Below are 13,806 nucleotides of genomic sequence, written 5' to 3' on the forward strand. Positions count from 1 at the left end.
CCCGATTGCGCTACCCGCAGGGGGCCATTCGAGCCTACATTGCGTCATGACGTCGCTGTCCTCCACGCGCGCTGATACCGCGGCGCCCAACGGCGCACCGGCTGCTCCGGGATTCGGGTTGACCGATGCCGGCCTGGTGCTCATGGCGATCATCTGGGGCGTCAACTACAGTGTGGTCAAGGCGGGACTGCAGGCGCTGACGCCGCTGTCTTTCACGGCCGTGCGCATGGTGCTTGCGGCGCTCGTCCTCTTCGGCATCGCGCGATTCACGCGGGACGCCTGGCCCAACCGACGGGATACGGGGCGGCTGCTGCTGCTTGGGCTCCTCGGCAACGGGTTCTACCAGCTGCTGTTCATCTCCGGCATGGCGCGAACGCGTGCGGGCGTCGCGGCCCTGATCGTCGCTGCCGGGCCGGCATGGATCGCCATCATGTCCCGCCTGCTTGGGCGGGAACGGGTATCCCGCCTGGGCTGGGCCGGGATCGGTCTGCAACTCGTCGGCGTGCTGTGCGTGGTGGGGAGCACGCAGAAGTTCGAGGGTGGCGAGAGCGGGTTGCTGGGGGCGTTGCTCATTTCCCTCGGCAGCATCGCCTGGGCGCTCTACAGCATTCTGCTGCAGCCGTACACCCAGCGGAGCAACGGACTCCACCTTTCGGCGATCACGCTTGCGAGTGGTGCAGGCATGATGGCGCTGGTGGGTCTCCCCGACATGCTGCGTCTCGATTGGGGGGCCGTACGTATCGGTGGGTGGCTCGCCGTGGTGTACGCCGCCCTGCTGGCCATGGTCGTGGGGTATCTGCTCTTCTACCACGGCGTGCGTGTGCTGGGCCCCACGAAGACGAGCATGTACGGCAACCTGCAGCCGATCGTGGCCATCGCGGTGGCGTGGGTCATGCTGCACGAAACGCCTTCGTCGTGGCAGTTGCTTGGCGCCGGGTTCATCATGGCGGGGTTGCTTGTGTCGCGCACCGCCAAGGTGCGACCGGCCCCGGAAGCATTGGAGGAAGCCGCGTGAAGGTGGTGTTGTTCGATATCGATGGTACGCTGCTGCGTACCGATGGGGCCGGTCGTCGCTCGATGGAGCATGCGCTGTTCACGGTGTTCGGTGCGCACGGCGATCCCGCCTACCGCTACGACGGCAAGACCGATCGACAGATCACGCGCGAGCAGATGCGGTGGGCGGGCATCGACGACGACGTCATTGACGCGCGCATGCTCGATGTCTTCGCTCTCTACGCCGAGCGACTCGAGCAGGAGCTGGCGTCGGGCGTCGAGCAGGCGGTACTGATGGCGGGCATTCCTCCGCTGCTCGACACGCTGGGGGCGCACGAGGAGGTCACGGTAGGGCTGCTCACCGGCAACATCGAGGCGGGGGCGCGCCAGAAGATCCGGGCCGTGAATCTCGCGTGGGAGCAGTTCCTCGTGAATGCCTTCGGCAGTGATCACGAGCATCGTCCCATGTTGCCGGCGGTGGCCCAAAAACGGGCGCAGGCGCTGCTCGGGCGGGACATCCCCGGCGAGCGCATGGTGATCATCGGGGACACGCCGGCGGACATTCATTGCGGGCGTTCACTCAACGTGCGCGCCATCGGCGTGGCCACGGGGCGCTTCAGCGTGCAGGAGCTGGCCGAGCACCAGCCGGCGGCCGTGTTCGACACGCTGGCCGACACCGCGGCGGTGGTGGAGGCGATCCTCGCGTGACACCGCCCGTCGCGGGGCGCGTGACGCACGGGTATCCTGGCGGCGTTCAACACCCATGACCGTCATCGAACAGCGGTTGGCAGTGCGCGCGGTGGGGATCGTGCGCGGGCGTGACGTGGACGCCAACGCCGAGCTGTCGTTCGATCACGATGCCCTCGTCCTCGACTGGGCCAACGCTGCAGCATGGCGTCTCGATTTCGACGGCATTGAGGGCGTCGCGCCCGGTGCGACGTCGCTCACGGTCTATCTGCGTGATCACGACGTGCTCGAGCTCACCGGGAGCGAAGCGCTGCGTCCATTCGCGCTCGCGGTCATGGATCGCGCCTGCCGCATGCCCGAACTCACGCGCGGCCTCAAGTCGTTCGGGGCCCCGCGCTACGGGGCACGAGGCCCGAGCGCGCTGCAGTCGGCGCACGACACGTGGTTCGCGCCGCTGCTCGCCGCCCGCAAAGCCGTGCATGGCGTGAGCGACCCGCAGCGTCAGGCCGCACTCATGGATGGCACCGTGCTATCGGCGGCGCTGACCGAATCCGCCGCGCGCATCGCCGCGACGATAGCGCCCGACAACGCGGCGGAGCAGCGCGCCATGGAAGCCGCCATTGAGGACGAGGCGGCGGACACGTTCGCCGCCCTCGATGCGTTGCAGGCCGCCAGCGAAACCGTGCGCACCGGCGAGATGGACACGCGCTTCGCCGACTGGCGGCGGTGGGTGACGGCGGTGAGCGCGGTGTTCGCGGCGGCGGATGAGGCGTGGGTGGGGATTGGGGAGATGGTGGGGGATTCCTGAAGGGCGTTAACTGCGCACGGCACACTGCGAACTGCGAACTGCGAACTGCGAACTGCGAACTGCACACTGCGAACTGCACACTGCGAACTGCACACTGCGAACTGCACACTGCGAACTGCAGATGGCAGACGGCAGGAACTACAGCACGCAGTTACGGAGGAGTGTGGTAGAACAAAACGGGCGCCACCGCTTCGCGGGGCGCCCGATTTCCTTTGCGGTGGGGACATCGGCGGCGCGCGAAGCGCAGACCGCCGGGTGGTTATACCGAATTCCTCCCGCACTGCGTGCTGTAGTTCCTGCCGTCTGCCGTCTGCTGTTTGTCGCACGCGCAGAACGTCAGCCCCCTAATGCCCGCACCCGCAGTCCGCCCCACACCCGTGCTTGGGTTTGCGCGCCGCCGCGATCGATCGCCACGCCATCCGCCCCACATACGCAGCGGCGCCAGCCACGATCAGCAGTACGACCAGCGTATCCATCGGCATCTCACCCTCCGAGACCGAGCGCGGTACCGCCAGCGTACACGATCCACGCGCCGACGTAGGCCAGGGCCAGCATGTACACGAACTGAATCGTGGCCCACTTCCATCCGAGCGCGCCGCCGCCCGCTTCGCGCACGGTGACGGCCACGGTGCTGATACACATCAGGGCGAACACGTAGAACACCATGAGTCCGATCGCCACGAGCGTCGTGTAGGCACGCTTGCCAGTCACGGCGTTGGTCTCGGTCTGCAGCTTCCGCGTGAGGGCCGCCTCGTTCTCGCTGCCCACGCCGTAGATCGTGCCCATGGTGCTCACGAACACTTCACGGGCGGCGAAGCTGGCGGCGATGCTCACGCCGATCTTCCAGTCATACCCCAGCGGACGCACGATGGGTTCGATGGCATGGCCGATTTGTCCGAGCACCGAATGCTCGAGCTGCTGTTCCTGCTGCACTTCCTCGGGCAGCGCGCTGTCGACGGTGGTGCGCGGGAAGGTGGCCATGGCCCACAGCACGATGCTGAGGGCAAGAATCACCGTGCCCGCTCGGCGCAGGAACAGCTGACACCGCTGCGCCACGCTCACCAGCAGCGACCACGCGCTGGGCAGGCGGTACGGCGGCAGCTCGAGAATCATGGGGCGCACAGGCCCCTTGAGCAGGGTGCGCTTGAACACGGCCGCCACCAGCAGTGCCACGACCGTCCCGAGCAGGTACATGCCCAGCATGGTGGCGCCCTGCAGCGTGAGCCCGGGGATGAGCGATGTGGCGGGCACGAACGCCCCGATGAGCAGCGTGTACACCGGCAGACGCGCCGAACAGCTCATGAGCGGCACCACCATGATCGTGGCGAGGCGGTCTTTCGGGTCTTCGATGGTGCGTGTGGCCATCACTCCCGGCACGGCGCAGGCGTACCCTGAGAGCATGGGGATGAAGCTTTTCCCGTGCAGCCCCACGGTGCGCATGACGCGGTCCATGAGGAACGCCGCACGGGCCATGTACCCGGAGTGTTCGAGCAGCGTGATGAACGCGAACAGGATGGCGATCTGCGGCAGGAACACGAGCACCGATCCCACCCCGCCGATCACGCCATCGACCACGAGCGACTTGAGGTCGCCGTCGGCCATGCGATCGCCCACGGCACCACCCACGGCGCCGATGAGGACCTCGATGCCGTCCATGAGGGGGGCGGCCCACGAGAAGACGGCCTGAAAGACGACGGCCATGAGCACGAGGAAGATGACCGGGCCGAACACACGGTGCAGGACCACGCGATCGATCTGATCGTTGAGGTTCTGCTTGATGTTCCGGGGGCGCGAGACGGTCTTCTCCACCACCTCGGCGATCCACGCGTAGCGCAGTTCGCTCTCGAGACGGTTGGGGGTAAAGCCGCCGTGCTTCAGTGCGGCGATGGCGTCCTGCACTGCCGTCGGCAAGTGCGGCACGGTGGCCAGATGGGCCTCGGTCTTCTGCACACCCAGGAGGCGCAGCGCTTCCATGCCGGCCGCGCTGTCGGTGAGTCCGGCGCTGGTGAGACAGGCGGTGAGCGGAGCGAGCGCATCGCGCACGGTGGGCGGCAGCGTGAACTTGCGCACCGGCGCCGACAGCGTGGTCGCGGTAATGATCGCCTTCTTGAGGGGCTCGAGCCCCTCGCCCCGTTTCGCGACCGTGGGCACGACGGGCACGCCGAGTTCATGAATGAGCTCGGGGACGTCGATCGTGATCCCTTCGTTCTGGGCGACGTCGAACTGGTTGAGCGCAACGACGACGGGCACGCCGAGCTCGATGACCTGGCTGGCGAGGAAGAGATTGCGCTCGAGGTGCACCGCATCGACGACCACGAGCACCACATCGGGCTTCCAGTGATCGGCGTCGCGGTTGAGCAGCACTTCGAGCGCGACCTGTTCGTCGGGCGAGCCGGCTGACAACGAATAGCTGCCGGGCAGATCGAGCACGGTGATGCGCCGGCCGTCGGGGCCCTTGAAGCCGCCCTCGACGCGCTCGACGGTGACGCCGGCGAAATTGCCCACACGCTGGCGCAGCCCGGTGAGGGCGTTGAAGAGCGTGGTCTTGCCGGTGTTGGGGTTGCCGATGATGGCAACCCGGAGGGCGGCGTCGTTGGTGCGCACATCGGTGGAGCGCGACTCGTGACGGGCGTCGTTCACAACCGGGGAATCACCGGTCGGCGCGGGTGGAATAGTCGTCACGGAATCACGGTCGGGTCTCGCGAAATGCGCGCGACACCGGAAAGTGGGTCGCCGGCGCCCTCAGGCGGCGACTAGGCGCGCGCCGCGACGGGCTGCACGGTGATGCCCGCCGTGAGCGCCGAGCCGAGCGCGAGGCGGGTGCCACGGACTTCGACGAGCATGGCATCGCGCGCATCGATGATGTTGACGGCGGTGCCTTCGCAGAGCCCGAGGGCGCGGAGGCGGCAGGCTTCGTCGCCGGAGCACTCGATGTCGACGACGGTGGCGCGGGTTCCGGCGCGACAGGCGCTCAACGCGCACGTGGTGCGCGGGGCGGTGTCAGCGGTCTGGAGAGTAGGGAGGGAAACCGAGCGCACGGGAGTAGATGAGAATGTTTCTCAACAGGTGTAATGGAGTATACACGAACTACGGTATTGCGCGCAATGGGGAATGAGGGAGTCGGGATTGGGGAGAGCCTGCTGCATTCTTTCGCTTCGCGCGCCTCCGCTGAGCTCCCCTACCAGCAGACGGCAGACGGCAGGAGCTACAGCACGCAGTACGGGAGGCATTCGGAAGAACAACACGGCAGCTGCGCTGCGCGCGCTGCCGATAGCCCTACCCCAAAGGAAATCGGGCGCGCCGCAAAGCGGCCGCGCCCGTGTTGTTCTACCACATTCCTCCCCAACTGCGTGCTGTAGTTCCTGCCGTCTGCCGTCTGCTGTTGCACCAGCTCGCCGCAGCACCCAATCAGGTCGCGGCCGGAACAGGCCGCCGCCGAGAAACGATCAGCCCCACCCCGATCGTGAAGATCGTGATGGCAATGATCTGTGCCGTCGTCAGCCCCACTGTCAGCGCGTCGTCCTTGGCGCGGAAGAACTCCACGATGAAGCGCTCGACGCCCGCCACGATGCAGTAGACGCCGAACAGCCACCCTTCCTTGTTGGTGTGCTTCCGGAGATTCCACACCACCAGGAACATGATGAACCCCATCAGCGTCTCGTACAGCTGCGTGGGGTGCACCGCCACCACATCCATGGGGTTCGTGCCCGCGGGAAACGTTACCCCGAACTGGCTGCTCATCACGCTCACCGTGCTCGGCGGCGCGCCCTCGGGGAACTGCGTGGCGAGGAAGCCGTTCCACGGCCGTCCGTAGTCGTCGCCCACCGCCCAGCACCCCGTGCGCCCCACGCTGTACCCGGCGGCGATGGCGATGCCCGCCACATCCGCGATGCGCAGGAAGTTGAGCTTCTTGGCCTTGATGACCGCCCAGCAGAGCGCCACGGCGCCCATGAAGCCGCCCCAGAACACGAAGCCGCCGCGGCTCAGGAACGCCCCCGGGTCGCCGGTGAGCACCACGTAGTAGGTCTTCGCGCCGATCAGCGTGCCCACCAGCGCTGCGAGCACGATGTCGGGGATGGCATCGGCTTCCTTGTCGAAGCCACGCCGCCACAGCTCGCGCTGGCAGATGATCTGTGAGATGGCGAACGCGGCCAGCACTGCCAGCCCGAAGCCGGTGACTTCGAGGGGGCCGAGCTGAAAGTTCGCGGGAAGGTGCTGAATGGGGGAAAGCATGCGGGGAAATTAGCCGCTGTGGGTAGTCGAGTGCGAAACCAGCCCCGGGATCGGGAGCGAGGCCTGCGCCGTGAATGACGGATCGGCCCACTCGCCCCGCATGGCGCGGAAGAGCCCCGCCGCCGCGATCATCGCCGCATTGTCCGTGGCGAGTCGCGGCGAGGGGGCGAACACGTCACCACCGCGCCCGGCGAACCGCTCCCGCATGGCCTGCTGCAGCGCGCCGTTGCACGCCACCCCGCCGCCCAGCACCACCCGGCCGCGTCGATGCGCCTTGGCGGCGCGATAGGTCTTCTCCACCAGCGTGTCGATGACCGCGTCCTGAAAACCGCGCGCGATACTCGCCCGGTCGTGGTCGAGTGTGCCCGCCTTCTCCGAGGCGCGAACCGCGTGCAGCACTGCCGTCTTGAGGCCGCTGAACGAACAGTCGTAGTAGTCCTCGTCAGTCACCACGGCACGACGGCGCAACATGGGGCGCGCGAAGTAATGCGCATGCCCGTGCTCCGGATTCTCGGCCGTGGCCGCCAACTGCTCGATGGGACGCCCGCCGGGATATGGCAGGCCAAGCAGCTTCGCCACCTTGTCGAACGCCTCACCGGCCGCGTCGTCGCGCGTCTGACCGAGCAGCGTGTAGCGCCCCCACGCGGGCACGTCGAGGAGCAGCGTGTGCCCGCCGCTCACGAGCAGCGCCGTGAATGGTGGCGCGGCGTTGGCGTGCTCGAGCAACGTGGCGAAGAGATGCCCCTCGAGATGGTGCACCGGCACCACCGGCACATCGTGCGTGTATGCGAGCGCCTTGGCGTAGCTGGTACCCACGAGCAGTGCGCCAACGAGCCCCGGCGCATACGTCACGGCAATTGCATCGAGCTCACCCACGCGCACGCCTGCATCACGCAGCGCGGCGTCGACCGCCGGCACGATGCCGGTGAGGTGCTGACGACTCGCGATCTCCGGCACCACGCCGCCGAACAGGCGGTGCACGTCCTGCGACAGAATCACGAGCGACTCGAGCGCCATGGCATCGGGCGTGCCGCTCACGACGGCCGCCGACGTTTCGTCGCAGGAGGTCTCGATGCCGAGGACGCGCACGATGGCGGGTGCGCTTATGACTTGGGCTGCGCGAGCAGCTGCTCGAGCAGGCGCTTGTTCCCTTCCGACGCCCAGTCGTCGGCGCCGATCCACTTCTTGCGGATCACGCCGTCGCGATCGAGCACGAACGTTTCCGGCACGCCCGTGGTGCGATAGATGCCCTGAATGGCACCCGCGCCATCGTGAAGAATCTCGAAGGTGAGCCCGTATTCCTTGGCGAAGTCGCGGATCTTCTGCTCTTCGCCGGCGTTGTCCACGCTCACCGCGACCATCTTGAGTCCCTTGGGGCCGAGCTCCTTGAAGAGCTTCTCCATGCTCGGCATCTCGGTACGGCACGGGATGCACCACGTGGCCCAGATGTTCAGCACCACTACCTCGCCGCGGTAGTCGCTGAGCGACTTCATCTTGGCAGGCGCGTCGAGTGTGGCCGCGGCAAACCCCGGCGCATCGCTGCCCACGCCGATGCTGGTGAGTTCGTCCTTGAGGAAGTGTGACGCGGTAAAGCCGCCGCCGGCGAGGACGGCTACGATGCCGAGCACCACCATCCACTGCTGCTTGACGGTCATACGCTTTCCGAGCAGAGGTTGCGCAGCACGGCGATCTCCTGCTGCGGATGCGCTGCGCCGAACACGGCATTACCGGCCACGAACGTATCCGCACCGGCCTTCCAGCACGCGTGAATCGTGTCGCGCGAAATGCCGCCGTCCACTTCGAGTACGGCGCTGCTCTGTGCCTGATCGAGCAGAAAACGCGCGCGTTCGATCTTGTCCACCGAGTACGGGATGAACTTCTGCCCGCCGTAGCCCGGGTTCACACTCATGATGAGCACGAGGTCGAGCAGGTGCACCACCTCTTCGATGGCGCTGAGCGGCGTACCAGGGTTGAGTGCCACCCCGGCCTTCACGCCCAGCTCCTTGATGCGCATGATCTGGCGATCGAGGTGCGGCGCCGCTTCCACGTGAATGGTGAGTACGTCGGCGCCGGCCTTTACATAGTCGTCGAAGTAGTTCTCCGGCTCGAGCACCATGAGGTGCACATCCACCACCTTGGTGGTGCTCTTCTTCACCGCCTCGATGACCTTCACGCCGAACGACAGGTTGGGCACGAAGCGGCCGTCCATGACATCCACGTGAATCCAGTCGGCGCCGCCGGCGTCGCACATGGCGATTTCCTCGCCGAGTTTACGGAAGTCGGCGCTGAGAACGGACGGGGCAATGCGAACGCTCATGGGGCAGGCTTGGCGAAGGAAGGGGACAGCGTATCGGTTACACTCGGTCGGCCATCGCTGAGCACGAGGGTCACGGGGGTGTTGGGTGCCACATTGGAGCCAGCGATGGGGATGCTGGAGAGCACGGTGCCCGCGGGCTTGGGAGACGCCTGAAACTGCACCTCTCCCACCTGCAGGCCGGCATCGAGCAGCGCGTTGCGCGCCGCCCCCTCTTCGAAGTCGGTGAGTGCGGGCACGGCAATGAGTTCCACCTCCGGCGTCGCCACAGAATCAGCGGGCGCCGCGCGCTTCGCACTCTGCGCCGAATCGTCCTTCGCGCCTCCCGTGGAAACCTTTCCACGGGCAATGCTGTCCAGCATCACCGCCAGCGAGTCCACGCCGGTGCCGCGGCCCGGTTCGAGCTTGTTCACCGTCATCACGCCGGCGCCCGCGCCAATCGACGCGCCGGCCACGAGCGCGAGGAGGGCGCGCGTGCTCCAGGTCTTGAGCGTCGTGGTGCTGCGGCGGCGCGTCTTCGCCGTCTTCTTCTCGGTCGCCATCAGGCGGCCCTCCTGAGTCGTGCCGCGTACGAACCATCGAATCCGTGCACGTGCGGCAGCACGCGCAGGACATCCCCGTCGAGCACCTCGGCTGGTACAGTACCAGCCGGTGGCGGTTCCAGAGAGAACTCGGGATGTGCGTCGAGGAATGCACGGACCTGATCGTCGTTCTCTTCGAGTTCGAGCGAGCAGGTGCTGTACACCAGCAAACCGCCGGGCTTCACCAGTGTGGCCGCACTGCGCAAGATCTTCTTCTGCAGGGCGCCCAGCACCGCGAAGTCGCTCACGCGTAGCCGCCAACGCGCATCGGGGTGACGGCGGAAGGTGCCGGTGCCGGTGCAGGGCACATCCACGAGGACGGCATCGACCGGTGCCAGCGCGGGTTGGGTGGCGTCGGCCACGATCACCTGCAGACGTTCGGCGTCGAGACGGCCGAATCCCTGGAGCATGCGATCCACGCGCGCGCTGTTGCGATCGGCCGCGATCACCAGCCCGGCGCGGCGCGCGAGCTCGAGCGACTTGCTCCCAGGCGCCGCGCACAAGTCGGCCACTGTACCACCTTCCGGCACGTGCGCGTACATCGCCACGAGCGTCGCCGCGGGATCCTGCACGTAGAACGCCCCCTGCTTGAACGCCCCGAGTTCGGTGAGCGCCACACTGCCGGAGAGGCGCAGCGAATCAGGCACGAGCGGTACGTCGTGCGTATCCACGCCCGCCGTCTGCAGCATCCCATCGAGCGGCTCGCGCTCCATGCCATAGGGGCGCACCACGATGCTCGCCGGCGCATTGTTCGCGTCGAGCAGCGCGCGCGTGCCATCGAGTCCCCAGCGCTCCGCCCACCGCTGCACGACCCAACTTGGATGCGAGAACTCCTGCGCGAGCGCGTCGAGCGGGTCGACGGGCACCGGTGGCGCAATCGCGTCGCGTTCGCGATCGATGCGCCGCAACACCGCGTTGGCCAGCTTGCTCGCCCCGATACCATGCCGCTGCTTGGTGAGCTGCACCGTCTGCCCGATGGCGGCATACGGCGGCACGCTGTCCATCGACATGAGCTGGTACGCGCCGATCCGCAGCAGGTCGGCCACGTCCACGTCGAGCTTGGCGATGCCGCCGCGCACGCGCTCGGCGAGCACGGCATCGAGCAGGCTGCGCGTGCGCAGCGTCCCCCACACGAGCTCCTGCACCCAGCGCCGGTCGCGCGTGTCGAGTGTCGTGGTACGCCGTTCGAACGCCGCGTCGAGTAACTGCCCGGCGCGCAAGTCGGCGAGCACGTTGGCGGCCGCTGTGCGTGACTCCGTCACGTCGGGGCCCTTCTGGGTGCCTTGATACGGGCGCTTCACGAAGGTCACGCGCCGGTGCTGGACTGCGGCAGGTCGTGGAGTGCGTCGAACACGTCTCCCGCCTGCACACCGCGCCCGCGCGCCCACGCGGCGGCCGTCATGCGCGGCTTGCCACTGGGCTGCACATCGGTGAAGCACACGGCGCCTACGCCACAGCGGACCAGGAGACCATGGTCATCGGCGCTACGCACCGTGCCGGGCGGGCTTGAACGCGTGGGCTCGTCGAGCGCGCCGTCGGTGCCGTCGCCGAACACGCGTGCGCCGAAGCACTTCACATCCAGGCCCTTGAGGTGCGCAAATGACCCAGGGCGCGGGTCGAAGGCCCGCGACACGCGCGACACCACATCCGCCGGCTGCGTGAAATCGAGCCGTGCCATGTGCCGCTCGATCTTCGGCGCATACGTGCTGCGTGCGTGGTCCTGCGGCACGGCGCGCGATGCCCCGGCCTCGATGAGCGTGAGCGCCTGTACGATGGCCAGCGCTCCCATCTCGGCCAGCTGATCGTGCAGTTCGCCGTAGGTGGTCTCGGGACTGATGGGGATGCGCAGCACATGCAGCATGTCGCCGGCATCGAGGGCCGGCACCATCTGCATGATCGTCACGCCCGTTTCGGGCATCCCTTGCAGAATGCTCGCCTGAATGGGCGCGGCGCCGCGCAGCTCTGGCAGCAACGACGCGTGAATGTTGAGCGTGCCGTGCGGCGGCAGGTCGATGACGGCCTTCGGGAGAATGTGCCCGTAGGCCACCACCACCGAGATGTCGGGCGCGAGGTCGCGCATCTGCTGCAGGAACTCGTCGCCGCGCGGCTTGAGCGGCTGCAGCACCGGGATGCCCTCCTCGAGCGCCACCACCTTCACCGGCGACGGGTCGAGCTGCGTGCGTGAGCGCCCGCGCGGCTTGTCGGGCTGCGTGACCACGCCCACCACCTCGTGCCCTTCACCGATGAGGGCGCGCAACGGCGGCACGGCGAAGTCTGGCGTGCCCCAGAAGAGAATTCTCACGGGGCGCCGACTCCCTTATGCGTTGGCGCCGTCCTTCTCCGGCGGCAGATCGCCGACGGGAAGCACGCGCACGTTCTTCGGATACTTGGCCTTCTCGTAGTTCTCCCACTCCTTCATCGCCGACCGCTTCTTGAGCAGGCTCAGGCGATCGGTGAACATCCTGCCGTGCAGGTGATCGATTTCATGCTGCAGGCAACGGCCGAGCAGGTTCGCGGCGTTCTCGATCTCGTACCACGCGCCGTCGATGTCCTGCGCCCGTACCGTGATGCGCGCGAAGCGGTCCACGTCGGCGTAGATCTCGGGAATGGAAAGGCACCCTTCCTCCCCGCGTACGAGCCCGCCTTCCTTGTGCACGATCTCGGGGTTGATCACCACGAGGCGCATGTCGTCCGCGTCCACCACGCACAGCCGTTCGGAGCGCCCCACCTGCGGTGCGGCGAGCCCCACGCCCTTGGCCGCTTCCATGGTGTCGAACATGTCGTCGACCAGGCGGCGGAGTTCGGGCGTGATCTGGGTAACCACCTCGGTCTCCTGACGGAGAATGGGGGAGCCGAGGACGTGGATATCGAGCAGGGACACGGGCGCTGTGCGAGAACGGTGAAAAAGCGACTTACGCCACGGGGGCGCTGCCGCCCACGGCCGCAATGCGACCGCGTTCGACGATGAGCTTGCTTTCGCCCGACTTGATGGTGATGCGATCGGCGAGGGTGGCCGCGCCGTCCTTCCCCTGCGACGCGATGTGCAGCACTTCGCCGACGATGCCGCCGGCGGTGACGATCTCGTCGCCCTTCTTGAGTGTCTTCACACGCTCTTCGTGCTGCTTGCGCTGCTTCTGCTGCGGCCGGATGAGCACGAAGTAAAAGATCGCGAAAATCGCCCCGTACATGAAAATCATCTGCGGGATGGCGGCCGTGGGAGCGGCCTGCAGGAGGGCGAAGCTGGCGAAGACGGGCACGGTCATGACTTGGTTTTGCTCGAGTGATAACGGGCGAGCCACTCACGGCTCCAGCCTTGGAACGTGCCGGCCTGAACGGCGGCCCGCGCATCGCGCATCAAGGCGACGAGGAAATGTACATTGTGCAGGCTCAGGAGGCGGAGGCCGAGAATCTCTTCGGCCACAAACAGGTGCCGCAGATAGGCCTTGGAAAACCGGGTGCACGCCGCACAGCTGCACCCCTCCTCCAGCGGAGACCCATCGAGCCGCCACTGGGCGTTCTTGATGTTCTTGCGGCCGGTCGCGGTGAAAAAGGCGCCGGTCCGCCCCATACGCGTCGGCGCAACACAGTCGAACAGGTCGACCCCGCGGGCGACCCCCTCCACGAGATCCTCCGGGAAGCCCACCCCCATGAGGTAACGCGGCTTGTCGGTGGGGAGCACCTCGTTCACCACGTCGAGCATGGCGTACATATCGGGCTTCGCCTCCCCCACGGACAGCCCGCCGATCCCATACCCCACCCAGTCACCGGTGTTCGTGATGGCCTGCGCCGAATCCCGACGCAGGTCGGCGTGAATGCCCCCCTGCACGATGGGAAACAGCGCCTGGACCGGCGTGGGCGCGAGCGTATCCTCGGCCTGCAACCGATCGAAAGCCACCTGGCACCGCTCGAGCCAGCGGATGCTGCGCTCCATGGCGACCTTCGCGAGATCGTGCGGCGACTGCCCCGGCACCACGTGATCGAACTGCATGATGACGTCGGCGCCAAGATTGCGCTCGATCTGCATCACGCTTTCGGGGGTGAACTGCTGCAGCGACCCGTCCAGATGGCTGCGGAACTCCACCCCCTCTTCCTGGATGGTGCGGAGCCCCTCGAGGGAGAACACCTGAAAGCCCCCGCTATCCGTGAGGATGGGGCCGTGCCACTGCATGAACCGGTGCAGCCCGCCCATG

At 67.1% G+C, this 13,806-nt stretch carries 16 protein-coding genes; 3 read left to right on the forward strand and 13 right to left on the reverse strand.

Going from position 1 to position 13,806, the window contains the following annotated elements; all coding sequences use genetic code 11:
* Window positions 1-46: 46 nt before the first annotated feature.
* The 3 genes from ACIQ6O_RS01155 to ACIQ6O_RS01165 are packed head-to-tail and all read left to right on the forward strand — an operon-like array spanning window position 47 to window position 2,488.
* Window positions 47-1,015, forward strand: coding sequence for a DMT family transporter (locus ACIQ6O_RS01155; protein WP_396205922.1), 969 nt, complete (start codon window positions 47-49; stop codon window positions 1,013-1,015).
* A complete protein-coding gene (locus ACIQ6O_RS01160) occupies window positions 1,012-1,701 on the forward strand; it encodes an HAD family hydrolase (RefSeq protein ID WP_396205923.1) in 690 nt (229 codons plus the stop codon). The genes ACIQ6O_RS01155 and ACIQ6O_RS01160 overlap by 4 nt, the downstream gene beginning before the upstream one ends.
* A gap of 55 nt (window positions 1,702-1,756) precedes the next feature.
* Window positions 1,757-2,488 (forward strand): hypothetical protein, encoded by a 732-nt coding sequence (locus ACIQ6O_RS01165; RefSeq protein WP_396205924.1) that lies wholly within the window; start codon window positions 1,757-1,759, stop codon window positions 2,486-2,488.
* Between the two features lie 344 nt (window positions 2,489-2,832).
* On the opposite strand, the gene ACIQ6O_RS01170 is transcribed toward ACIQ6O_RS01165, so the two are convergent.
* The 13 genes from ACIQ6O_RS01170 to tgt all read right to left on the reverse strand — a co-directional run.
* Window positions 2,833-2,970 (reverse strand): FeoB-associated Cys-rich membrane protein, encoded by a 138-nt coding sequence (locus ACIQ6O_RS01170; protein WP_396205925.1) that lies wholly within the window; start codon window positions 2,968-2,970, stop codon window positions 2,833-2,835.
* Between the two features lies 1 nt (window position 2,971).
* Window positions 2,972-5,170 (reverse strand): ferrous iron transport protein B, encoded by a 2,199-nt coding sequence (gene feoB / locus ACIQ6O_RS01175; protein ID WP_396205926.1) that lies wholly within the window; start codon window positions 5,168-5,170, stop codon window positions 2,972-2,974.
* A 71-nt stretch (window positions 5,171-5,241) separates the two neighbouring features.
* On the reverse strand, window positions 5,242-5,526 hold the full coding sequence (locus ACIQ6O_RS01180) for a ferrous iron transport protein A (protein ID WP_396205927.1): 285 nt from the start codon (window positions 5,524-5,526) through the stop codon (window positions 5,242-5,244).
* A gap of 370 nt (window positions 5,527-5,896) precedes the next feature.
* The gene (gene lgt / locus ACIQ6O_RS01185; protein ID WP_396205928.1) at window positions 5,897-6,721 is read right to left on the reverse strand and encodes a prolipoprotein diacylglyceryl transferase; all 825 of its coding nucleotides are present in this window, start codon (window positions 6,719-6,721) and stop codon (window positions 5,897-5,899) included.
* A 9-nt stretch (window positions 6,722-6,730) separates the two neighbouring features.
* Window positions 6,731-7,810: a tRNA (adenosine(37)-N6)-threonylcarbamoyltransferase complex transferase subunit TsaD gene (tsaD, locus tag ACIQ6O_RS01190; protein WP_396205929.1), complete on the reverse strand. Its 1,080-nt coding sequence runs from the start codon at window positions 7,808-7,810 to the stop codon at window positions 6,731-6,733.
* A 14-nt stretch (window positions 7,811-7,824) separates the two neighbouring features.
* Window positions 7,825-8,376, reverse strand: coding sequence for a peroxiredoxin family protein (locus ACIQ6O_RS01195; RefSeq protein WP_396205930.1), 552 nt, complete (start codon window positions 8,374-8,376; stop codon window positions 7,825-7,827).
* Window positions 8,373-9,038 (reverse strand): ribulose-phosphate 3-epimerase, encoded by a 666-nt coding sequence (gene rpe / locus ACIQ6O_RS01200; protein ID WP_396205931.1) that lies wholly within the window; start codon window positions 9,036-9,038, stop codon window positions 8,373-8,375. The genes ACIQ6O_RS01195 and rpe overlap by 4 nt, the downstream gene beginning before the upstream one ends.
* Window positions 9,035-9,577: a PASTA domain-containing protein gene (locus tag ACIQ6O_RS01205; RefSeq protein WP_396205932.1), complete on the reverse strand. Its 543-nt coding sequence runs from the start codon at window positions 9,575-9,577 to the stop codon at window positions 9,035-9,037. Before ACIQ6O_RS01205 ends, rpe begins: the two co-directional genes overlap by 4 nt.
* Window positions 9,577-10,926 carry a 16S rRNA (cytosine(967)-C(5))-methyltransferase RsmB gene (rsmB, locus tag ACIQ6O_RS01210; RefSeq protein ID WP_396205933.1) on the reverse strand — a complete coding sequence of 450 codons (1,350 nt, stop codon included), beginning with the start codon at window positions 10,924-10,926 and terminating at the stop codon, window positions 9,577-9,579. Before rsmB ends, ACIQ6O_RS01205 begins: the two co-directional genes overlap by 1 nt.
* Window positions 10,923-11,918, reverse strand: a complete 996-nt coding sequence (gene fmt, locus ACIQ6O_RS01215) for a methionyl-tRNA formyltransferase (RefSeq protein WP_396205934.1) — start codon at window positions 11,916-11,918, stop codon at window positions 10,923-10,925. Before fmt ends, rsmB begins: the two co-directional genes overlap by 4 nt.
* Before the next feature lie 15 nt (window positions 11,919-11,933).
* Window positions 11,934-12,497 (reverse strand): peptide deformylase, encoded by a 564-nt coding sequence (gene def, locus ACIQ6O_RS01220; protein WP_396205935.1) that lies wholly within the window; start codon window positions 12,495-12,497, stop codon window positions 11,934-11,936.
* 31 nt (window positions 12,498-12,528) lie between these two features.
* The gene (gene yajC, locus ACIQ6O_RS01225) at window positions 12,529-12,879 is read right to left on the reverse strand and encodes a preprotein translocase subunit YajC (protein WP_396205936.1); all 351 of its coding nucleotides are present in this window, start codon (window positions 12,877-12,879) and stop codon (window positions 12,529-12,531) included.
* On the reverse strand, window positions 12,876-13,806 hold a 931-nt coding region (tgt, locus tag ACIQ6O_RS01230; RefSeq protein WP_396205937.1), incomplete at its 5' end, for a tRNA guanosine(34) transglycosylase Tgt. The genes yajC and tgt, both read right to left, overlap by 4 nt.

The organism is Gemmatimonas sp. (assembly GCF_044345575.1).
GTDB lineage: Bacteria > Gemmatimonadota > Gemmatimonadetes > Gemmatimonadales > Gemmatimonadaceae > Gemmatimonas.

Bases quoted from the DNA above. Each gene is read 5' to 3' on its own strand.
- ACIQ6O_RS01155 (WP_396205922.1), top strand. From the start codon at position 47: ATGACGTCGCTGTCCTCCACGCGCGCTGATACCGCGGCGCCCAACGGC.
- ACIQ6O_RS01165 (WP_396205924.1), top strand. From the start codon at position 1,757: ATGACCGTCATCGAACAGCGGTTGGCAGTGCGCGCGGTGGGGATCGTG.
- ACIQ6O_RS01170 (WP_396205925.1), bottom strand. From the start codon at position 2,970: ATGCCGATGGATACGCTGGTCGTACTGCTGATCGTGGCTGGCGCCGCT.
- lgt (WP_396205928.1), bottom strand. From the start codon at position 6,721: ATGCTTTCCCCCATTCAGCACCTTCCCGCGAACTTTCAGCTCGGCCCC.
- ACIQ6O_RS01195 (WP_396205930.1), bottom strand. From the start codon at position 8,376: ATGACCGTCAAGCAGCAGTGGATGGTGGTGCTCGGCATCGTAGCCGTC.
- rpe (WP_396205931.1), bottom strand. From the start codon at position 9,038: ATGAGCGTTCGCATTGCCCCGTCCGTTCTCAGCGCCGACTTCCGTAAA.
- ACIQ6O_RS01205 (WP_396205932.1), bottom strand. From the start codon at position 9,577: ATGGCGACCGAGAAGAAGACGGCGAAGACGCGCCGCCGCAGCACCACG.
- yajC (WP_396205936.1), bottom strand. From the start codon at position 12,879: ATGACCGTGCCCGTCTTCGCCAGCTTCGCCCTCCTGCAGGCCGCTCCC.